The organism is Pseudomonas sp. 32_A (assembly GCF_017490905.1).
GTDB lineage: Bacteria > Pseudomonadota > Gammaproteobacteria > Pseudomonadales > Pseudomonadaceae > Aquipseudomonas > Aquipseudomonas inefficax.
Genome location: NZ_JAFGYI010000014.1, coordinates 65,932 through 84,032, shown reverse-complemented (window position 1 = coordinate 84,032; position 18,101 = coordinate 65,932). Strand labels below are relative to the sequence as shown.

Here is an 18,101-nt window from a genome sequence, read left to right as displayed (position 1 = left end):
AAGGTTGGAGCAGGGGCACGGAAAAGCGGTGGTAGATATGTCGGTGCGGGGCCTGGCCGTTCTCATCACCCCGTGACCCTCGCAAGGGCAAGGGCTGGTGTCAGGCGCCTTCGCCTCCGGGCAGCAGCCTTCCTAGCAGCGGTGGGGTTGTCCCTGGGGCGGCAGGTTCGTCATCGAATCCCGCAGGCACTTTGCCCCGCAGGTGCCAGGCAAAGGCGATGATTTCGGCAATGGTCAGGTACAGCGCCTCCGGTATCTGGTCCCCCAGCTCCAGGCGCGCCAGCAGACGCACCAGCTCGGCATTTTCGTAGATCGGCACTTCGTGCTCGCGGGCCAGAGCCAGGATGGCCTCGGCCAGCGCATCGTCGCCCTTGGCGGTGAGGGTAGGGGCTTGCTGCCCGTCGTAGAACAGGGCAATCGCCTGCCGTGCAGGTTGGTGCGTCATGCGTTCTCATCCACCCAACGTTGTTCTACCCGCGTACGCGGGCCTTGTGGCGGGATACCAGGATGGCATTCCAGATCACCCACATCCAGGCCCCGCGCCAACAGGCGTTCGCGCAAGCTGCCGAGCTGGCTGTCGATCAGCCGGGCTGTCGCCTCGCGTTCCGCCCAAAGCTGGCCACCCAGGCGGCCTTGACTCAGTTGTGCCTGGACCTGCACCGGGCCAAGGGGCGATAGGTCGAAAGCCAGCTCGATACGCCACAGGGCTTGCAGCGGGTCGGCTGATTCCTGCTGGCGGTCGGCCTGCTGCTGTGGCGTTTCTTCGCGCTGCAGCTTGACCTGCAACGGGATGAACTCCTGGCCGTGACGGATCGGCACTTCGGTTTGCCAGGTGGTTTGCAGGTTGCCGTTTTCCAGGGTACCGGTTTGTTGCAGGCTGCTCATGGCATGGCTTTGCAGCCGAGATACGGCAGCGGCGGCCAGGCGCAGCAGTTGTTGCAGGTCGCCTTCGTCCTCCATGGCCTTGAGCAGGCGCGACGGCAGCGGGAATGCGCCCGGTTGCGGCTTGGGGCTGACCCGTTCGAGCATCCCCAGCGCGCTGCGGGCCAACGCCGGCATGGTAACGGCCAGGACGGCGGGCGAGAGGTTGGGCGCCCCGGGTACGCTGGCCGGTACGACGTTGATCAGCCGCAGCAAGTGCGCCTTGAGGTCGGTGGCGACGCTGGCCGGGAAACCGCCCAGCAGTTTCGCTTCGAGAAAGGCGCCGCTGTTGTTCAGGGCTTGGGCCACTGCCTTGGCATCACCCAGTTGCCGGGCTTCCGGCAGGCTGGCCAACAGGCGTTCGGCGCTGGCTCGCAGTTCGCCATCGGTGCTCGGGTCACGGGCCACCTGCTGCAGGGCATTGAGCAGGCCGGGCAGCGAAGCCTGGCGGTTTTGCTGGGTCAGCAACTGCTGGGCAATGCTGAGCTGGTCCTGGCGGCCGCTGAGCGGTACGAAACGCAGTGACTGGTCGCCCTGCACCAGCGCGCTGAGCAGGCTGCCGACGGCCAGCGGGCGCGGGCTGTCCACGCTCAGGGTAGCACCGGCCTGGGCACTGTTGAGCAGGCTGACCAGCGCCCGGTAGGCGGCTGGCTGGCCGGGCGCCTGGGCCAGCACCTGGTTGGTCAGGACCTTGCCCTGCAACAGGGTGCCGACCGGCACCTTGCTGGTGTCCAGGCGGGTGAGGGTGGCGATCTGGCTGGCGCTGGCCTGTTGCAGCATGATCGCCAGGCGGTTGCTTTCGGGCTGGCTGACCGTGACCTGGCTGCCCTGGGGCAAGGGCTGGCTGGCGCTGGCCTGCAACTGGGTCTGGGCGCCGTTGGCCTGCATCAGCCGCAGCACCAGCTGGAAGTCCTGGCCCACCTGGCGCAACGACATGACCTCGGCCTGCGCGGTCTCGCCGGGCGCCATCAAACCTGGCTGCGGTTGCGTCAGGCGCAGCAGTTCGCCGGTCATGCCCGCCTTGATGGCCTGGGGGCTGACCGTGGTTTGTGTGCCGAGACTATTGATTTCAGTCATGATTGTATACAACCTGTCGAGCCCACCCTCTTGGCAGCGCGGTGGCACGTGTAATAATGCCGACCGCCCGTGGTTGCCAGTATAACGGCAGCGTAGGGGGCGACTTGAGACACAAGGCTTCAGAGCGGTGTCGTCTGCTTCGCGGGTGAACCCGCTCCCACAGGTACGGCGCAAGGCTTGAAAGCTGCGCAGAACCCTGTGGGAGCGGGTTCACCCGCGAAGCGGACAACACCATTCTGAAGCCCTACAAAGATAAGGCGAAACCGTGACCCTTCACCTCCAAGCCGCGGGCCTGGCCTGCGAGCGCGACTGGCGCCTGCTGTTCGAGCACCTCGCATTCGAGCTGCGGCCCGGCGACATGCTGCAGATCAGCGGCCCCAACGGCAGCGGCAAGACCAGCCTGCTGCGTCTGTTGGCCGGCCTGATGCAGCCGACCGCCGGGCAGATCCTGCTGGGCGGCAAGCCACTGGCCGAGCAGCGCCACGCCCTGGCCAGCATCCTGTTGTGGATCGGCCATGCCGCTGGCATCAAGGACCTGCTCACCGCCGAGGAAAACCTCACCTGGTTGTGCGCCCTGCACCAGCCGGCCAGCCGCGAGGCGATCTGGGCGGCGCTGGAGGCCGTTGGCCTGCGCGGTTTCGAAGACGTGCCCTGCCACACTCTCTCGGCCGGCCAGCAGCGCCGCGTGGCCCTGGCCCGGCTGTACCTGGCCAGCCCACCGCTGTGGATTCTCGACGAACCCTTCACCGCCCTCGACAAGCAGGGTGTGGCGCAACTCGAGGCGCACCTGGCGGCCCACTGCGAGCAGGGCGGCACAGTGGTGCTGACCACTCACCACACACTGGAACGCAAGCCCTCCGGTTACCGTGAACTTAACCTGGGGCAATGGGCGGCATGAGCGTATTCATCCTGTTGTTGCGCCGCGAAGCGCGCCTGCTGTTCCGCCGCCCGGCCGAGCTGGCCAACCCTTTGGTATTCTTCGCCATCGTGGTTGCGCTGTTCCCGTTGGCAGTCGGCCCGGAAAGCCAATTGTTGCAAACCTTGTCGCCGGGCCTGGTCTGGGTAGCGGCACTGCTGGCGGTGCTGTTGTCGCTGGACGGCCTGTTCCGCAGCGATTTCGAGGATGGCTCGCTGGAGCAGTGGGTGCTGTCGCCACACCCGTTGGCGCTGCTGGTGCTGGCCAAGGTGCTGGCGCACTGGATCTTTTCCGGGCTGGCGCTGGTATTGTTGGCGCCGCTGCTGGCGCTGATGCTGGGCCTGCCGAGCCATTGCCTGCCGGTGCTGCTCGGTTCGCTGCTGCTGGGTACGCCCGTGCTGAGCCTTTTGGGCGCGGTGGGCGCGGCGCTGACAGTCGGTCTGAAACGCGGCGGTTTGCTGCTGGCATTGCTGATTCTGCCGTTGTATATCCCTGTATTGATCCTGGGCAGTGGTGCGTTGCAAGCGGCGTTGCAGAATATGCCGGCAACCGGCCACCTGCTCTGGCTCGCCAGCCTGACGGCCCTGGCCGTGACCCTGGCACCCTTTGCGATAGCGGCCGGCCTGAAGATCAGCGTCGGCGAATAACGAGTCCCGGGCTTTCAAGCCCGGCCAATACCCTGGATGTACCCTGATGAAAATAAGCTGGACGTGGTTCCACAAGCTGGGCTCCCCCAAATGGTTCTATGCCATCAGCGGCCGCATGCTGCCGTGGCTTGCCGGCGCTGCCGTGCTCCTGCTGCTGGTCGGCATCACCTGGGGCCTGGCCTTTGCACCGCAGGACTACCAGCAAGGCAACAGCTTCCGCATCATCTACATCCATGTGCCGGCGGCGATGCTGGCGCAGTCCTGCTACGTGCTGCTGGCAGTGGCCGGGGTGGTGGGGCTGGTGTGGAAGATGAAACTGGCCGACGTCGCCCTGCAATGCGCTGCACCGATTGGTGCCTGGATGACCGCCGTGGCGCTGGTCACCGGGGCCATCTGGGGCAAGCCAACCTGGGGTAGCTGGTGGGTCTGGGATGCCCGCCTTACGTCCATGCTCATCCTGCTGTTCCTGTACTTCGGCATCATTGCGCTGGGCCAGGCAATCAGTAATCGTGACAGTGCAGCCAAGGCCTGCGCGGTACTGGCGATTGTCGGCGTGGTGAACATCCCGATCATCAAGTACTCGGTGGAGTGGTGGAACACCCTGCACCAGGGTGCCACCTTCACCCTCACCGAAAAACCGGCGATGCCCGCAGAAATGTGGCTGCCGCTGCTGTGCACGGCGCTGGGCTTCTACTGCTTCTTTGGCACTGTGCTGTTGCTGCGCATGCGCCTTGAAGTACTCAAGCGCGAGGCACGCGCCAGTTGGGTCAAGGATGAAGTATTGAACAGCCTGGGGCGGAGGGCCGCACAATGAGTTTCGCCACCTTCGGTGACTTTCTCGCCATGGGCCACCATGGCCTGTACGTGTGGACGGCCTATGGCATCTGCCTGGCGGTGCTGGCGTTGAATGTCGCCGCGCCCGTGCTGGCCCGCCGTCGCTACCTGCAAGATGAGGCGCGCCGTTTGCGCCGGGAGAACAACCAGTGAATCCGCAGCGCAAGAAACGCCTGTTGCTCATCGTCGGCCTGCTGGTCGGCGTCGGGGTTGCCGTCGGCTTTGCCTTGAGCGCATTGCAGCAAAACATCAACCTGTTCTACACCCCGACCCAGATCGCCAACGGCGAAGCGCCGCTGGACACCCGCATCCGCGCCGGCGGCATGGTCGAAAAAGGTTCGGTGCAGCGCTCGTCCGATTCGCTGGACGTGCGCTTCGTGGTCACCGACTTCAACAAGTCGGTGCCGATTACCTACCGTGGCATCCTCCCCGACCTGTTCCGCGAAGGGCAGGGCATCGTCGCCCTCGGCAAGCTCAACGCCGACGGCGTGGTAGTGGCCGATGAAGTACTGGCCAAGCATGACGAGAAGTACATGCCGCCCGAGGTCACCAAGGCCCTGAAGGAAAGCGGCCAGGCCGCCACTGGCGGGGAGGCAAGGCCATGAACGCGGCGCTGGTGATCCCCGAGCTCGGCCAGCTGGCGATGATCCTGGCCATCTGCTTTGCCGTCGTGCAGGCCAGCGTGCCGCTGCTGGGCGCCTGGCGTGGCGACAGCCTGTGGATGAGCCTGGCGCGGCCGGCGGCCTGGGGGCAGTTCGCTTTCCTGGCCTTTGCCTTCGCCTGCCTGACTCATGCCTTCATGACCGACAACTTCTCGGTCGCCTATGTGGCCAGCAACTCCAACAGCGCCTTGCCCTGGTACTACAAGTTCAGTGCCGTGTGGGGCGCCCACGAAGGTTCGCTGCTGCTGTGGGCGCTGATCCTCGGCGGCTGGACCTTCGCCGTTTCGGTGTTCTCGCGGCAGCTGCCGCAGGTGATGCTGGCCCGCGTGCTGGCGGTGATGGGCATGATCAGCGTGGGCTTCCTGAGCTTCCTGATCATCACCTCCAACCCGTTCCAGCGCCTGCTGCCGCAGGTGCCGACCGATGGCCGCGACCTCAACCCGCTATTGCAGGACTTTGGCCTGATCGTCCACCCGCCGATGCTGTACATGGGCTACGTCGGGTTCTCGGTGGCCTTCGCCTTCGCCATCGCCGCCTTGCTCGGTGGCCGCCTGGACGCCGCCTGGGCGCGCTGGTCGCGGCCCTGGACCATCGTTGCCTGGGCCTTCCTCGGCGTCGGTATTACCCTGGGCTCGTGGTGGGCCTACTATGAGTTGGGCTGGGGTGGCTGGTGGTTCTGGGACCCGGTGGAAAACGCCTCGTTCATGCCCTGGCTGGTGGGTACGGCGCTTATCCATTCGCTGGCGGTGACCGAGAAGCGCGGGGTGTTCAAGAGCTGGACCGTGCTGCTGGCGATTGCCGCGTTCTCGTTGAGCCTGCTGGGTACCTTCCTGGTGCGCTCCGGTGTGCTGACCTCGGTGCACGCCTTTGCCGCCGACCCGTCGCGGGGCATTTTCATCCTGATCTTCCTGCTGTTCGTGGTCGGTGGTTCGCTCACCCTGTTCGCCTTGCGCGCACCGGTGGTCAAGAGCCAGGTCGGCTTTGCCCTGTGGTCGCGCGAGACACTGCTGCTGGCCAACAACCTGGTGCTGGTGGTGGCGGCGTCGATGATTCTGCTCGGTACCCTGTACCCACTGGTGCTCGATGCGCTCACCGGGGCCAAGCTGTCGGTCGGCCCACCGTATTTCGATGCCTTGTTCCTGCCGCTCATGGCACTGTTGATGGTGGTGCTGGGTGTGGGCGTGGTGGTGCGCTGGAAAGACACCCCCGGCAAATGGCTGGCCAGCATGATGACCCCAGTGCTGATCGGTAGCGCCATCCTTGCGCCGGTAGCGGGCTTTATCGTTGACGATTTCGACTGGCCAACCCTGACCGCCTTCGCCCTGGCCGCCTGGGTGGTACTTGGCGGGCTGCGCGATATCCTCGACAAGACCCGCCACAAAGGCCTGCTCAAGGGCCTGCCCGGGCTGGGTCGCAGCTACTGGGGCATGCAGCTGGCGCACCTGGGCCTGGCGGTGTGCGCGCTGGGCGTGGTGCTGTCGAGCAACAACAGCGCCGAACGCGACCTGCGCATGGCGCCGGGCGAGAGCGTGGAGCTGGGCGGGTACCAGTTCCTGTTCCAGGGCGCCAGGCACTTCGAAGGGCCGAACTTCATCTCCGACAAGGGCACCGTGGTGGTCAGCCGGGATGGCCGTGAAGTGACCACCCTGCATCCTGAGAAGCGCCTGTACACCGTGCAGCAGTCGATGATGACCGAAGCCGGCATCGACGCCGGCTTCACCCGTGACCTGTACGTCGCCCTCGGTGAGCCGCTGGAGAACGGCGCCTGGGCGGTACGCGTGCATATCAAGCCTTACGTCCGCTGGATCTGGCTGGGCGGTCTGCTGACCGGCCTGGGCGGGTTGCTGGCGGCCCTCGACCGGCGCTATCGCGTCAAGGTCAAGACCCGGGTGCGTGATGCCCTGGGCGTGTCTGGAGCAGCTGCATGAAGCGTTGGATCATGGTAGTCCCCCTGGCGGTATTCCTGCTGGTGGCGGTGTTCCTCTACAAAGGGCTGTTCCTCAAGCCCGACGAGCTGCCCTCGGCAATGATCGGCAAGCCGTTCCCGGCGTTTTCCCTGGCCTCGACCCAGGGCGACCGTACCCTGACCGAGGCCGACTTGCGTGGCCGCCCGGCACTGGTCAACGTGTGGGCCACCTGGTGCCCGTCGTGCAAGGTCGAGCACCCGTACCTGAACCAGCTGGCCCAGCAGGGCGTGGTGATCCACGGCGTCAACTACAAGGACGACAATGCGGCGGCCCTGAAGTGGCTGGCCGAGTTCCACAACCCGTACCAGCTGGACATTCGTGACGAGCAGGGCAGCCTGGGCCTGGACCTGGGCGTGTATGGCGCGCCGGAAACCTTCCTGATCGATGCCAAGGGCATCATCCGCTACAAGCACGTGGGCGTGGTCGATGCCACGGTCTGGCGTGAGCAGCTGGCGCCGCTGTACCAGGGCCTGGTCGACGAGGCCAAGCCATGAAGCGCGGGCTGGCAGCTGCCGTGCTGGGGCTCTTCATGGGGTTGAGCCTGGCAGGCGTGGCCAAGGCGGCCATCGACACCTACCAGTTTCGCGACGATGCCGAGCGTGAGCGCTACCAGCAGCTGACCAAGGAGCTGCGCTGCCCCAAGTGCCAGAACCAGGACATCGCCGACTCCAACGCGCCGATTGCCGCCGACCTGCGTCGGGAAATCTTCCGCATGCTCGGCGAGGGCAAGAGCAACCAGCAGATCGTCGACTTCATGGTCGACCGCTATGGCGACTTCGTGCGTTACAAGCCGGCGCTCAGCGGGAGTACCTGGCTGCTTTGGTTCGGCCCGGGGATTTTGCTGGCCGGTGGTTTCGTGGTGCTGGCGCTGATCGTGCGCCGGCGTCGCGGTGCGGCCGTGCAGGGCGCCAACGAGTTGTCTGCCGAAGAACGCGAGCGTCTCGCCAAATTGCTGGAAAAAGAACAGACTCATGATTGAATTCTGGCTTAGCGCGGGCCTGCTGCTGCTCGCTGCCCTCAGCTTCCTGCTGATCCCGATCCTGCGTGGCCGTGGCCGCCAGCAGGAAGAAGACCGTACAGCCCTGAACGTGGCCCTGTACCAGGAGCGCATCGCCGAACTGGCTGCCCAGCAGGCCGCCGGCGTGCTCGACGAGGCGCAGATGGCCAAGGGCCGTGACGAGGCCGGCCGTGAGCTGCTGGCGGATACCGAGGGTGCTGAAGCCCCGCGCCAGGGGCATCTGGGCAAGGCCCTGCCGTTGCTGGCGGCGCTGCTGGTGCCGCTGCTGGCATTGGGGCTGTACCTGCATTTCGGCGCGGCCGACAAGGTGGAGTTGACCCAGGAGTTTGCCGAGGCGCCCAAGTCGATGGAAGAAATGACTGCCCGCCTGGAACGGGTGGTACAGACCCAGCCGGATTCCGCCGAGGCCGTGTACTTCCTGGGCCGAGCCTACATGGCCGAGCAGCGCCCCGCCGATGCCGCGCGTACCTTCGAGCGCGCCGTGAACCTGGCCGGTCGCCAGCCCGAATTGCTCGGGCAGTGGGCACAGGCGCTGTACTTCGCGGCCGACAAGAAATGGAGCCCGCAACTGCAGGCGCTGACTGACGAGGCACTGAAAGCCGACCCCAACGAAGTGACCAGCCTGGGCCTGCGTGGTATCGCTGCATTCGAGGGCGAGCGTTACCAGGAAGCCATCGACTACTGGAAGCGCCTGCTGGCGCAGTTGCCGGAAGGTGATGCCTCGCGAGCGGCGCTGCAGGGCGGTATCGATCGCGCCGCCGAGCGCCTGGGTGGATCGCCGGGGCAGGCGGCGCCCGTGGCGGCTCGCTTGAAGGTGCGCGTGGAGCTGGCGGCGGCGTTGAAGGACAAGGTCAAGCCGGATGACACGGTGTTCATCTTCGCCCGCGCCAGCAATGGCCCACCCATGCCGCTGGCGGCCAAGCGGGTGACCGTGGCGCAATTGCCGATCGAGGTGGAGTTGTCCGACGCCGACGCCATGATGCCGCAGATGAAACTGTCGGACTTTGCCGAAGTCCAACTCGTTGCACGTGTATCACGCGCTGGCCAGCCAACCCATGGCGAGTGGATTGGCCAGGGCACGCCATTGCCCAGCGCCACCCAGGCCATCCAGCACCTGACCATCGACAGCCCCGACCCGTAAGAGAGCAATGCCATGCACAGCATCGTCCGCCTGACCCTGATCACCCTGGCCCTGGGTTTGTCTGCGTGTACGGTGCATGAGCCGTACGAGCAGCCCGAACCACCGATCGAGCGGCTGCCGCCAGGGCCGGGGCCGGCGGTCAAGCCCTTGCCGGACAGGCAGCCGGCCCCCGCGCCGAGCAAGCCTGCGGCCACGCCCAAGCCGATGCCTCGTACCTCGGCCAGCTTCGCGCCGCCACCTGGCGGGGCGAGCCATTGGGACCCGAAGCTGGGTGTGTATGTGCTGGAGAAGAAGCCCAATACCTTCTACCGCCAGCGGACCTACTACCGCTTCGACAACGGCTGGAGCTGGTCGCTGAGCCCGGACGGGCCGTGGCAGGAAACTGACAGCAGCGGTGTGCCGGGTGGTCTGGGGCGCGCGTTCGCCCAGTAATTGAATGGGGCGGGTGAGAGCTGGAGGCTCGCCTTTGGTTTTGTACTGGCTGTGAGATCGAGCGCCGCCCGCGCGGCGCTTCGCGGGACAAGCCCGCTCCCACATTTGTTGCAACGTACCGAACTTGTCAGGCCATGGTTGCCCGCCTTGTTGGCCCGACTCGATCTCGAGGTGGACACATCCGCCGCCCCACCTGTCTGAAGACATGCACCAAAGCTGGCAACGCCTCTCCAACAGACATGGCCACGTTGCAACAAATGTGGGAGCGGGCTTGTCCCGCGAAGCGCCGCGCGGGCGGCGCTCGATCTCACTAGCATCGCACCTCCTTCGCCAAGCACCCCTAGCCCCCACGCGGCCTCCCTGCCACTCCGCCCATACAGTACAGTTCAACAAACATTTTCTGATTGACTGTACTGGCCAGTGACTCCGCATAATGTCGCCTCGAACTGACCCGGAGGTGGCATGCACAAGACAGTCCTGGTACTGGTGGAAACCGTCGATGACTACCTGCCCATGCTGGAGCAGGCCGGCTACCGTCTGATCCGTGCCCCTTCGCCGCAGCTGCGGGCGGAGGCCATCCGGCGCCATGCCGATGAAATCGATGCCGTGCTCACCCGCGGCCCGCTGGGCCTGACTGCCAGCGAAATCGACGTTCTGCCCAAGCTGCAGATCATCTGCGTGATCGGTGCTGGCTACGAGCAGGTCGACCTGGCCGCGGCCGCTGCGCGCGGCATCACCGTCACCAACGGCGCCGGGGCCAATGCGGAGGCGGTCGCCGACCACAGCCTTGCCCTGCTGCTGGCGTTGTTGCGCGATATTCCTCGCGCCGATGCCAGTACCCGCCGGGGAGAATGGAACCGGGTGATCAGCCCTTCGGTGAGCGGCAAGCGCCTGGGCATTCTCGGCCTTGGTGCGGTAGGCCTGGCCATCGCCAGGCGTGCCCACCTGGGCTTTGCCATGCCCGTCAGCTACCACAGCCGCACGCCGCGCCAGGATGTGCCCTACACCTGGTACGACAGCCCGCAGCACCTGGCCGATGCTGTCGACATCCTGGTGGTGGCCACCCCCGGCGGTGCCAATACTCACCACCTGGTCGATGCACAGGTGCTCGCGGCCTTGGGCCCCGAGGGCTATCTGGTGAACATCGCGCGTGCCAGCGTGGTCGACACCCAGGCCCTGGTCGCCGCGCTGCAGCATGGCCAACTGGCTGGTGCAGCACTGGATGTGTTCGACGACGAGCCGGCGGTACCCGATGCCCTCAAGGCCCTTGGCAACACCGTGCTCACCCCCCACGTGGCCGGCCAGTCGCCGGAGGCAGCGCGCGACACGGTGACCCTGGTGCTGCGCAACCTGCAGGCGTTCTTTGCCGGCGAAGCCGTGTTGACGCCGGTAAGCCAATAACCCTTTTCATACATCTGCCTGGCAGCGATCGGGCAACAAGGAGTGTGGGCATGCAACTTGAAATCTTCCAGGTCGATGCGTTTTCCGCCGAACCGTTCGGGGGCAACCCGGCGGCAGTGATCCCGCTGCAAAGCTGGCTGCCGGACGACGTGCTGCAGCGCATCGCCGAAGAGAACAACCTGTCGGAAACCGCCTACTTCGTGCGCAACGGCGAAACCTTCGACCTGCGCTGGTTCACCCCGACCGTGGAAGTCGACCTGTGCGGCCATGCCACCCTGGCCTCGGCCTATGTGCTGTTCGAACAGCTGGGCGAGCAAGCCCAAGTGCTGCGTTTCAACACCCGCAGTGGTGAGCTGCGGGTCAGTCGCAACGCCGACGGTTCGCTGGCCATGGACTTCCCGGCCAAGCAGCCGGTCGCCGTGGACATTCTGCCGGGCCTGTTGCAGGCGCTGGGCCTTGGCCAGGCACAGGCGCTGTACCGCAGTGACGACTATGTGGTGGTGATCGATGACGCCCTGTCGCTTGACACCCTGAAGCCGGATTTCGTTGCGCTTTCGGCTTTCGATGTTCGCGGTATCGCTGTTACCGCGGCAGGCCGTGGCTTTGATTTCGTCACCCGCTGGTTCGGCCCGCGGGTCGGCGTGAACGAAGACCCGGTGACTGGCTCGGCGCACACCTCGCTGGCGCCAATATGGGCTGAGCGTCTGGGCAAGAACGTGCTGAGCTGCGAGCAGGGTGGGGTGCGCAAAGGGCAGCTGCAGTGCGTGGTGCCGGGTAACGGCCGGGTGATCATCAGCGGGCGGGCGGCGCTGTACATGCGCGGTACTGTGTACATCTGACCTGGGCAACTGTCTTGTGCTACCTGTGCCGGCGATGGGGCCGGTACAGGCGTCTACACTTGCTGGCCCATCTTCCGCTCAAGGAGCCAGCCATGGCCCTGGAAAAACACGGCACCTGCCTGTGCGGCGCCACCCGGCTCAAGGTCACCGTCGACAACACCCATATCAGCGCCTGCCACTGCAGCATGTGCCGCAAGTGGACCGGCGGCCCACTGCTGGTGGTGCACTGCAGCCAGCCACCGGTGATCGAAGGGCGCGCGCCCAGCGTGTATGAGTCTTCCGACTGGGCCCAGCGCGGTTTCTGCGGCCAGTGCGGCACCCACCTGTACTACCGGCTCAAGGCCAATGACTTCCACGCCGTGCCGGTCGGGCTGCTCGACGGCGACCAGGCGTGGGATTTCGACCTGCAGATTTTCGTCGAAGAGAAACCCGCCTGGTATTGCTTCGCCAACCAGACCAAGGAATTGACCGGCCAGGAAGCCTTCGAGCAGCTCGGCTGATCAAGAGCGGGCTTGCCAAACCGTTGCATACCTGAGAAAAGGGCGGCTTTGTTTCCAGTGTTGGAGGATGCCCCGTGAGCCAGGAACTGCAGATCATCGACCTTGTGGAGGGGGATGGCAAAGCCGCCGTCAAAGGTGCCCTGATCACCACCCAGTACACCGGCTGGCTGGCCGATGGCAGAGAGTTCGATTCGTCCTGGTCGCGCGGCAAGCCGTTCCAGTGCGTGATTGGCACTGGGCGGGTAATCAAGGGCTGGGATCAAGGCCTGATGGGGATGCGCGTGGGCGGTAAGCGCAAGCTGCTGGTACCGGCGCATCTGGGCTATGGCGAACGCAGCGTCGGGGCGATTCCGCCGAATTCTGATCTGACCTTCGAGATCGAATTGCTGGAAGTGCTGACGCGGGACGATTGAGTGGCCTATTGCAACCCGATGTTCTTGCGCCCTACACAATTCAGCAACACCCCATCCCCTAATGTAAGCCTTGCCTAGGGAACGGCATCCACCTCCAGGGAGGAACCAAACGGGTTCAGGGCACTCTCACCCTCACTCGTTGCCAAGGACGGCATTCACTACAAGGATGCCCTGCCGTGCTGTTGGCGGGGTGATGTGGCGGGTCAACCCGATTTTTCTGCCACACGAGCCTGCCTTGATGAAGTTGCCAACATTCTTCCGCCGTCGTCGTCACTGGTTGCTGAGCCTGGTGCTGACGGCCGTCGCTGTACCGCTGGCATTGGAGGCTGTCGAAAGCCGGGCGCAACCGGTGGATGGCACCCAGACCCTTGTGTTCCTGCGCCACGCCGAGAAGCCGGGCGAAGGGCTGGGCCAGTTGAACTGCCAAGGCCTGAACCGTGCGCTGGACCTGGCTACCGTGTTGCCCGAGCGCTTTGGCAAGGCCGACTACGTGTTCGCTGCCAACCCCTCACGGCATGTCGAGGAAGGCAGCAAGGACGAAAGCTACAGCTACATTCGCCCGCTGATGACCATCAGCCCCAGCGCCATTCGCCTGGGCCTGCCGGTAAACATCGACTATGGCGCCAACGACACCGACGCGCTGGCCGAAGAGCTGCTGCGTGACAAGTACCGTAACGCGACCGTGTACACCGCCTGGTCACACGGCTACCTACCAGACCTGATCAATGCCGTGGCTGGCAAGGCCCTGGGTGAAGAGCGGGTGATCACCGAGGACTGGGGCGGCGACGACTTCGATACCCTCTACGTCCTCACCCTGACCTGGCACGACGGCAAGGCCAGCCTGCTCAGCCGCAACGTGCGTCAGGGCTTGAATGATGGTGCGCATAGCTGCCCGACTTGATGGTTTTCCTCTGCCGGCCTCTTCGCGGGCTTGCCCGCTCCCACAGGTACTGCACGGGCCTTGAGAGCAATGCGGTCCCTGTGGGAGCGGGTTTACCCGCGAAGAGGCCAGGTCCGGCGAAAGATGCCTAACGGCCGAAGCGCATCGGCCAACCCACCACTTTCTTCGCTCGTGGCGTGGCATAAGTACGTACCTTGGAGGTAGTCAAGCCCATGCGCACCAGCGATTCGGCAATGGTCACCGCCGCGCTCACGCCATCCACCACCGGCACGCCAGTGCGCTGGCGGATCTGCTCGTCCAGCCCGGCCATGCCGCCGCAACCCAGGCATATCACCTCGGCCTTGTCGTCACGCACGGCGCGTTCTGCCTGCTCGACAATCGCCTCCACGGCGCGCTGCGGGTCGGCTTCCAGCTCCAGCACCGCCAGCCCGCTGGCCCGCACCGATGCGCAGCGGTCATACAGGCCGGAGAGCTTCAGGCGGTCTTCGATCAGCGGCACGGTGCGGTCCAGGGTGGTCACCACCGAGTAGGCATGGCCCAGGTACATCGCCGTGCTGGCGGCGGCATCGGTGATGTCCACCACCGGCACGTTCAGCAGCTCCTGCAGGCCCTCGCGACCATGCTCGCCGTAACCCGCCTGGATCACGGCGTCGTAAGGGCCTTCGTAAGCCAGCACCCGGTCCATCACCGCGATGGCGGCCAGGTAACTTTCGAAATTGCCTTCCACCGACTCGGCCCCGAACCATGGGGTGAGGCCGATGATTTCCGTGCCGGGCGCGGCCACCGCACGAGCCTGTTCGGCAATGGCTTCGGTGATGGCTTCGGTGGTGTTGACGTTGGCGATCAGAATGCGCATGGGTAGTCCTCCCTGGTCAATGGCTGCTGTGGTCAACGGCGATGCATTCGCCGCTGACATCGTGGTAATGGCGGTTGCGTGGGGCGATCAGCAGGTACAGGGCGGCGGCGATACCGGCACCGATCAGCCAGGAGAACGGCGCCACGCCGTGGAAGTTGGGCACCAGGGCCAGCACGATGGCCAGCAGTGCGGCCGGCACGAAGGCGGCCACCGCGCGCAGGTTGATGCCCTTGGTGTAGTGGTAGGCGCCGGCCGGGTCTTCGCTGTACAGCTGCGGCACGTTGATGCAGCCTTTGCGCAGCAACCAGTAGTCGGACATGATCACCCCGTACAGCGGGCCGAGCAGGGCACCCAGGCCGGACAGGAAGTACACGATCACCAGCGGGCTGTTGTACAGGTTCCACGGCAGGATCAGCACCGCCAGGGTGGCGCTGATCAGCCCGGCGCGGCGGAAGTTCAGGTGGCGCGGTGCCAGGTTGCTGAGGACGAAGGCCGGGGCGACGAAGTTGGCCATGATGTTGACCGCCACGGTGACGATCAGGAAGGCCAGGCAGCCAAGTACCAGGAACGCTGTGCTGGGGATGGCGGCGACGATCTGGGTCGGGCTGTCGATGATCTGGCCGTTGATCTGGAACTGCGCGCCGCACAGCACCACGGTGATCATGGCGAACACCAGGATGTTCACCGGCAGGCCCCAGAAGTTGCCGACGCGGATGGTCTTGCGGCATGGCGAGGAGCGGGCGAAGTCACAGAAGTTCAGCACCAGGGTGCCGTAGATCGCCAGCCACAGCGCGCCGCCGGCAAAGATGTTGCGCCACATCTCGTAGCCGGTCAGCGGCTCGGCCACCGACCAGGCGATGCGGGCGTCGGCCTTGAAGTACATGAACACCGCCAGGGCGGCGACAGTCAGCAGGATCACCGGGCCGGCAAAGGCCTCGTAGCGGCGCACCATCTCCATGCCGTAGGCCAGGATCACCAGCTGCACCAGCCAGATCGACACGAAGCACACCCAGCCCAGGCTCGACAGGCCAAGGATGCTGTCATGGTCGTAGGCTGCCATTTGCGGCCATACGGCGGTGAGCAGCACCCGCAGCACCACCGAAGCCAGGTAGGTCTGGATGCCGAACCAGGCGATGGCGATGACCGCGCGGATCAGCGCCGGTACCTGCGCGCCGTGGATGCCGAAGGCGATGCGGCTGATGACCGGGAACGGCACGCCGGTCTTCTGCCCCATGTAGCCGGACAGGTTCATGAAGAAGTACACCAGCGCCGCACCGATGGCCAGCGACAGCAGGATTTGCCAGCCACCCAGGCCGAGGGCGAACAAGCCCATGGCGAACGAGTAGTTGGCGATGTTGTGCACATCGTTGGTCCACAGCGCGAAGATGCTGTAGCCGCCCCAGCGACGGCCCTCGACGCGTGTCGGGGCGAGGTCGCGGTTGTGCAGGCGCGGGCTCAGGGCAAGTTCCGGCTGGTGACCGGCAAGAGGGGAAGCGGGGTGGGTGCTGGCGACGGATAGTTCAGGGGCAAGGTCGAGGCTGGTACTCATTCCGGCGGGCTCCTGATGCACGTGGACTGCGATGAGCGGGCATGCGCACGGGCTCGCCATCTCGTCGGTGCAGCGTTGGCATCTCAGGTTTGGGGCGCGGCGGCCGATTTGGGTCGGCGTCGCGGGTTCTTGTGTATTTATGTTTTGCTCGGTTTGTATACAAAACACGAACACACAAAAGCGAGTTCCATGCCAAGGGAGAAGCAACTTTCAGCGGGCCATCATTTTGAATCTATCTTGTTGAAATATAAGTTTATGAAATGAAGGGGATATAAGTTGACCAAATGAACAGGTTTAAATTTTTCGAGGGTGATTTAGTTGATCGTTTGGTCAAAATAAGTTGTGGGAAGTGTGTAACGTAATGGGGCGTATTCTTGGTAAGTGCACACAAAAACGGCACTTATGGTGACATTCTTGTGTACAAAAAATAGTCAGCTTTTTCTTGTGCCGGCCTCTTCGCGGGTGAACCCGCTCCCACAAGTATTCCACAGCATTCAGGCCCGTCGAGATGCTGTGGGAGCGGGTTTACCCGCGAAGGGGACCGTACAGGCAAAACTCAATCCATCGGCGGCAACCGCCGCTTCACCGGGCTTTTCTTGATGATGGCGGTGTTGGTCTCGGCCAGTACATTGATGCGGTCGAGCAGGGTATCCAGCTGCTCCATCGAGCGCACATGCAGCCTGGCAATGAAGCAGTCCTCGCCGGTGACCTTGTCGCATTCGGTGAATTCCGCAATCGCAATGATCTGCCGCTCCACCTCCTGCAACTGCCCCGGTAGCGGGCGGATGCGCACGATGGCCTGCAACTGGTAGCCAAAGGCGCGCGGGTCGACCTCTACGGTGTAACCACGCAACACGCCGCGTTCCTCCAGGCGGCGCAGGCGTTCGCTGACGCTGGGCGCCGACAGCCCGCTGATCTGCGCCAGGGCCTTGAGCGAACGGCGTGAATCCTCCATCAGTGCATTGATCAGCAGTTGGTCGATGGCATCGGTCATGGTCACCCTCATAAGGTCGTTCGTATGATTTGCCTTGATAGTAAAGGTAGTTCAGCAAATCCACCTTCGATATCCGCTGGAAGGCCTCCCGGAAACATTTGCATACTGTTGCCATCATCGACAGGAGGTGTGAAATGGATAGTTCGTTGCGCCGTGGTTCGCTGGAAATGGTCGCCGCCATGCTGATTTCCGGGACCATTGGCTGGTTCGTGCTGGTATCCGGCCAGCCGGTGCTCGAGGTGGTGTTCTGGCGCTGCGTGTTCGGTGCCGTGACCTTGCTGGCGATCTGTGCTGGGTTCGGCTTCCTGCGGCCGGGGGTGATCAGCCGCACGGCGTTCCTGCTGGCGATTGCCAGCGGTGTGGCCATCGTCGGCAACTGGGTGCTGCTGTTCGCCTCCTACTCGCGGGCGTCGATCGCCATCGGCACGGCGGTGTACAACGTGCAGCCGTTCATGTTGGTGGGGCTGGCGGCAGTGTTCCTGGGCGAGAAGATCACCCTGGCCAAGGTCACCTGGCTGAGCGTGGCGTTCCTCGGCATGCTGGCCATCGTCAGTGCCCATGGCGCGGGGCAGGGTGGTGGTGGGGACTATTTGCTGGGCATTGCGCTGGCGCTGGGGGCGGCCTTCCTGTATGCCATCGCGGCGTTGATCATCAAGCGCCTGAGCGGCACCCCACCGCACCTGATCGCGCTGATCCAGGTGGCCACGGGTGTGCTGTTGCTGGCACCGTGGGTCAAGCTTGGCGGGTTGCCGGGGGAAGTGCCGGCGCTGGTCAGCCTGGTGACTTTGGGCATGGTGCACACCGGCTTGATGTATGTGTTGCTGTACAGCGCCATCCAGCGCTTGCCCACGGCGTTGACCGGGGCACTGTCGTTCATCTATCCGATTGCGGCGATTCTGGTGGACTGGGTGGCGTTCGGGCACCGGTTGGCACCTTTGCAGTGGCTGGGGGTAGCGTTGATCCTGCTGGCTGCTGCGGGCATGCAGCAGGGGTGGTGGTTCCGGCCAGCGCGGGTTGTGGCCGAGGAATGAGG

The 18,101-nt window shown here is 64.7% G+C and carries 20 protein-coding genes and 1 pseudogene; 16 read left to right on the top strand and 5 right to left on the bottom strand.

Features of this window, described 5'->3' with window-relative positions; translation table 11 throughout:
* Window positions 1–100: 100 nt before the first annotated feature.
* Both J5M58_RS11190 and J5M58_RS11185 read right to left on the bottom strand, forming a co-directional pair.
* Window positions 101–445 (bottom strand): EscU/YscU/HrcU family type III secretion system export apparatus switch protein, encoded by a 345-nt coding sequence (locus tag J5M58_RS11190; protein ID WP_112253065.1) that lies wholly within the window; start codon window positions 443–445, stop codon window positions 101–103.
* On the bottom strand, window positions 442–1,998 hold the full coding sequence (locus tag J5M58_RS11185; RefSeq protein WP_207878138.1) for a flagellar hook-length control protein FliK: 1,557 nt from the start codon (window positions 1,996–1,998) through the stop codon (window positions 442–444). The genes J5M58_RS11190 and J5M58_RS11185 overlap by 4 nt, the downstream gene beginning before the upstream one ends.
* Before the next feature lie 265 nt (window positions 1,999–2,263).
* Here J5M58_RS11185 and ccmA point away from each other — a divergent pair, with 265 nt between their 5' ends.
* The 15 genes and pseudogenes from ccmA to J5M58_RS11110 all read left to right on the top strand — a co-directional run bounded on the left by ccmA (window position 2,264) and on the right by J5M58_RS11110 (window position 13,669).
* The gene (ccmA, locus tag J5M58_RS11180) at window positions 2,264–2,896 is read left to right on the top strand and encodes a cytochrome c biogenesis heme-transporting ATPase CcmA (protein WP_207878137.1); all 633 of its coding nucleotides are present in this window, start codon (window positions 2,264–2,266) and stop codon (window positions 2,894–2,896) included.
* Window positions 2,893–3,561: a heme exporter protein CcmB gene (gene ccmB, locus J5M58_RS11175; RefSeq protein WP_012273477.1), complete on the top strand. Its 669-nt coding sequence runs from the start codon at window positions 2,893–2,895 to the stop codon at window positions 3,559–3,561. The genes ccmA and ccmB overlap by 4 nt, the downstream gene beginning before the upstream one ends.
* 46 nt (window positions 3,562–3,607) lie before the next feature.
* Complete coding sequence (locus J5M58_RS11170; protein WP_207878136.1) at window positions 3,608–4,375, top strand: heme ABC transporter permease; 768 nt, start codon at window positions 3,608–3,610, stop codon at window positions 4,373–4,375.
* On the top strand, window positions 4,372–4,548 hold the full coding sequence (gene ccmD, locus J5M58_RS11165) for a heme exporter protein CcmD (RefSeq protein WP_013973562.1): 177 nt from the start codon (window positions 4,372–4,374) through the stop codon (window positions 4,546–4,548). Before J5M58_RS11170 ends, ccmD begins: the two co-directional genes overlap by 4 nt.
* Window positions 4,545–4,996 (top strand): annotated as a pseudogene (gene ccmE / locus J5M58_RS11160) (cytochrome c maturation protein CcmE); the annotation flags it as partial. The gene ccmD and the pseudogene ccmE, both read left to right, overlap by 4 nt.
* A gap of 15 nt (window positions 4,997–5,011) precedes the next feature.
* Complete coding sequence (locus J5M58_RS11155; RefSeq protein WP_181457375.1) at window positions 5,012–6,985, top strand: heme lyase CcmF/NrfE family subunit; 1,974 nt, start codon at window positions 5,012–5,014, stop codon at window positions 6,983–6,985.
* A complete protein-coding gene (locus J5M58_RS11150; RefSeq protein WP_023663391.1) occupies window positions 6,982–7,518 on the top strand; it encodes a DsbE family thiol:disulfide interchange protein in 537 nt (178 codons plus the stop codon). Before J5M58_RS11155 ends, J5M58_RS11150 begins: the two co-directional genes overlap by 4 nt.
* Window positions 7,515–8,003 carry a cytochrome c-type biogenesis protein gene (locus tag J5M58_RS11145; RefSeq protein WP_207878135.1) on the top strand — a complete coding sequence of 163 codons (489 nt, stop codon included), beginning with the start codon at window positions 7,515–7,517 and terminating at the stop codon, window positions 8,001–8,003. Before J5M58_RS11150 ends, J5M58_RS11145 begins: the two co-directional genes overlap by 4 nt.
* Window positions 7,996–9,183 carry a c-type cytochrome biogenesis protein CcmI gene (gene ccmI, locus J5M58_RS11140; RefSeq protein WP_112253060.1) on the top strand — a complete coding sequence of 396 codons (1,188 nt, stop codon included), beginning with the start codon at window positions 7,996–7,998 and terminating at the stop codon, window positions 9,181–9,183. The genes J5M58_RS11145 and ccmI overlap by 8 nt, the downstream gene beginning before the upstream one ends.
* Window positions 9,184–9,195: 12 nt before the next feature.
* Window positions 9,196–9,615 carry a hypothetical protein gene (locus J5M58_RS11135; protein WP_112253059.1) on the top strand — a complete coding sequence of 140 codons (420 nt, stop codon included), beginning with the start codon at window positions 9,196–9,198 and terminating at the stop codon, window positions 9,613–9,615.
* Window positions 9,616–10,077: 462 nt separating this feature from the next.
* The gene (locus tag J5M58_RS11130; RefSeq protein ID WP_112253058.1) at window positions 10,078–11,016 is read left to right on the top strand and encodes a 2-hydroxyacid dehydrogenase; all 939 of its coding nucleotides are present in this window, start codon (window positions 10,078–10,080) and stop codon (window positions 11,014–11,016) included.
* Window positions 11,017–11,066: 50 nt separating this feature from the next.
* On the top strand, window positions 11,067–11,855 hold the full coding sequence (locus tag J5M58_RS11125; protein WP_207878134.1) for a PhzF family phenazine biosynthesis protein: 789 nt from the start codon (window positions 11,067–11,069) through the stop codon (window positions 11,853–11,855).
* 92 nt (window positions 11,856–11,947) lie between these two features.
* Window positions 11,948–12,355 carry a GFA family protein gene (locus tag J5M58_RS11120; RefSeq protein WP_207878133.1) on the top strand — a complete coding sequence of 136 codons (408 nt, stop codon included), beginning with the start codon at window positions 11,948–11,950 and terminating at the stop codon, window positions 12,353–12,355.
* A 74-nt stretch (window positions 12,356–12,429) separates the two neighbouring features.
* Window positions 12,430–12,768 carry an FKBP-type peptidyl-prolyl cis-trans isomerase gene (locus tag J5M58_RS11115; protein WP_207878132.1) on the top strand — a complete coding sequence of 113 codons (339 nt, stop codon included), beginning with the start codon at window positions 12,430–12,432 and terminating at the stop codon, window positions 12,766–12,768.
* A 238-nt stretch (window positions 12,769–13,006) separates the two neighbouring features.
* Complete coding sequence (locus J5M58_RS11110) at window positions 13,007–13,669, top strand: histidine phosphatase family protein (protein ID WP_112253250.1); 663 nt, start codon at window positions 13,007–13,009, stop codon at window positions 13,667–13,669.
* A 127-nt stretch (window positions 13,670–13,796) separates the two neighbouring features.
* On the opposite strand, the gene J5M58_RS11105 is transcribed toward J5M58_RS11110, so the two are convergent.
* From J5M58_RS11105 to J5M58_RS11095, 3 genes are all read right to left on the bottom strand, one after another.
* A complete protein-coding gene (locus J5M58_RS11105; protein ID WP_112253054.1) occupies window positions 13,797–14,525 on the bottom strand; it encodes an aspartate/glutamate racemase family protein in 729 nt (242 codons plus the stop codon).
* A gap of 16 nt (window positions 14,526–14,541) precedes the next feature.
* Entirely contained in the window at window positions 14,542–16,074 is a 1,533-nt protein-coding gene (locus J5M58_RS11100; protein ID WP_207878131.1) for an NCS1 family nucleobase:cation symporter-1, read from the bottom strand.
* Between the two features lie 556 nt (window positions 16,075–16,630).
* Window positions 16,631–17,068, bottom strand: a complete 438-nt coding sequence (locus J5M58_RS11095) for an Lrp/AsnC family transcriptional regulator (RefSeq protein ID WP_112253052.1) — start codon at window positions 17,066–17,068, stop codon at window positions 16,631–16,633.
* Window positions 17,069–17,202: 134 nt separating this feature from the next.
* Here J5M58_RS11095 and J5M58_RS11090 point away from each other — a divergent pair, with 134 nt between their 5' ends.
* Complete coding sequence (locus tag J5M58_RS11090) at window positions 17,203–18,099, top strand: DMT family transporter (protein WP_112253051.1); 897 nt, start codon at window positions 17,203–17,205, stop codon at window positions 18,097–18,099.
* Window positions 18,100–18,101: the final 2 nt, after the last annotated feature.

Bases quoted from the DNA above. Each gene is read 5' to 3' on its own strand.
- J5M58_RS11190 (WP_112253065.1), bottom strand. From the start codon at position 445: ATGACGCACCAACCTGCACGGCAGGCGATTGCCCTGTTCTACGACGGG.
- J5M58_RS11185 (WP_207878138.1), bottom strand. From the start codon at position 1,998: ATGACTGAAATCAATAGTCTCGGCACACAAACCACGGTCAGCCCCCAG.
- ccmB (WP_012273477.1), top strand. From the start codon at position 2,893: ATGAGCGTATTCATCCTGTTGTTGCGCCGCGAAGCGCGCCTGCTGTTC.
- J5M58_RS11170 (WP_207878136.1), top strand. From the start codon at position 3,608: ATGAAAATAAGCTGGACGTGGTTCCACAAGCTGGGCTCCCCCAAATGG.
- ccmD (WP_013973562.1), top strand. From the start codon at position 4,372: ATGAGTTTCGCCACCTTCGGTGACTTTCTCGCCATGGGCCACCATGGC.
- J5M58_RS11150 (WP_023663391.1), top strand. From the start codon at position 6,982: ATGAAGCGTTGGATCATGGTAGTCCCCCTGGCGGTATTCCTGCTGGTG.
- J5M58_RS11145 (WP_207878135.1), top strand. From the start codon at position 7,515: ATGAAGCGCGGGCTGGCAGCTGCCGTGCTGGGGCTCTTCATGGGGTTG.
- ccmI (WP_112253060.1), top strand. From the start codon at position 7,996: ATGATTGAATTCTGGCTTAGCGCGGGCCTGCTGCTGCTCGCTGCCCTC.
- J5M58_RS11135 (WP_112253059.1), top strand. From the start codon at position 9,196: ATGCACAGCATCGTCCGCCTGACCCTGATCACCCTGGCCCTGGGTTTG.
- J5M58_RS11130 (WP_112253058.1), top strand. From the start codon at position 10,078: ATGCACAAGACAGTCCTGGTACTGGTGGAAACCGTCGATGACTACCTG.
- J5M58_RS11125 (WP_207878134.1), top strand. From the start codon at position 11,067: ATGCAACTTGAAATCTTCCAGGTCGATGCGTTTTCCGCCGAACCGTTC.
- J5M58_RS11120 (WP_207878133.1), top strand. From the start codon at position 11,948: ATGGCCCTGGAAAAACACGGCACCTGCCTGTGCGGCGCCACCCGGCTC.
- J5M58_RS11110 (WP_112253250.1), top strand. From the start codon at position 13,007: ATGAAGTTGCCAACATTCTTCCGCCGTCGTCGTCACTGGTTGCTGAGC.
- J5M58_RS11105 (WP_112253054.1), bottom strand. From the start codon at position 14,525: ATGCGCATTCTGATCGCCAACGTCAACACCACCGAAGCCATCACCGAA.
- J5M58_RS11100 (WP_207878131.1), bottom strand. From the start codon at position 16,074: ATGAGTACCAGCCTCGACCTTGCCCCTGAACTATCCGTCGCCAGCACC.
- J5M58_RS11095 (WP_112253052.1), bottom strand. From the start codon at position 17,068: ATGACCGATGCCATCGACCAACTGCTGATCAATGCACTGATGGAGGAT.
- J5M58_RS11090 (WP_112253051.1), top strand. From the start codon at position 17,203: ATGGATAGTTCGTTGCGCCGTGGTTCGCTGGAAATGGTCGCCGCCATG.